The sequence below is a fragment of the Mycobacterium sp. E3247 genome, assembly GCF_001667785.1.
Taxonomy (GTDB): Bacteria; Actinomycetota; Actinomycetes; order Mycobacteriales; family Mycobacteriaceae; genus Mycobacterium.
The window spans coordinates 1-717 of sequence record NZ_LZJG01000020.1; the positions used below are offsets into that span (position 1 = coordinate 1).

At 67.2% G+C, this 717-nt stretch carries 2 pseudogenes; one reads left to right on the forward strand and one right to left on the reverse strand.

Annotated elements, in window-relative coordinates:
* Window positions 1-316: pseudogene (locus tag A9X04_RS00735) on the forward strand (hypothetical protein); the annotation flags it as partial.
* A gap of 16 nt (window positions 317-332) precedes the next feature.
* Here the strand turns inward: A9X04_RS00735 and A9X04_RS00740 are convergent.
* Window positions 333-717: pseudogene (locus tag A9X04_RS00740) on the reverse strand (hypothetical protein); the annotation flags it as partial.

The window sequence follows — 717 nt, forward strand, 5'->3', positions numbered from 1 at the left end:
GGCCAAGGACCAGGGCGTGCCCATCTCGACGATCTCGTTCGGCACCAAGGGCGGCGAGATCGAGATGAACGGGCAGCGGGTCGCCGTTCCCGTCTCGACCGACCAGATGAAAAAGATCGCCCAGTTGTCCGGCGGCCAGTTCTACAGCGCCACCAACATCGCCGAGCTCAACAAGAGCTATAACGCCATCGAGAACGACATCGGGTTTCGCACGGTGCCCGGCCCCGGCAGCGCCGGCTGGCTGCGCCTGGGCGTCGTCGCCGCCCTGATCGCCACGGCGCTGGCGCTGTTGATCAACCGGCGACTGCCTACCTGATCGCCGACCTGACCGGTCAAGCGGGCAGCCTGCTGTTGAGGGTGAGGCCGGCCAGGATGGCGCCGGCCAGCACCACCGCCCCGAGCAGCATCCACGCGAGGCTCGCGTCGCCTTTCACCGTCTCGTAGCCGATCTGGCGCTCCAGCGTCGAATAGACCTGCTCCAGCGAGTCCAGGCTGTCAGCGTGGAACGTCTGACCGTCGGTGATCTTGGTGATCTCTTGCAGAGTCTGGTCGTCGACCGGGACCGGAATGGTGGTGCCCTCATAGTCGACGGTGCCATACGGCGTGCCGAAGGAGATCGTCGAGATCTGCACCTCCTCGGCCTTGGCCGCGCGCGCCGCGGTGAACGCGCCCTGCGGGGCGTTGGGGTCCAGCGGCACGTTCTCGGCGCCGTCGGAC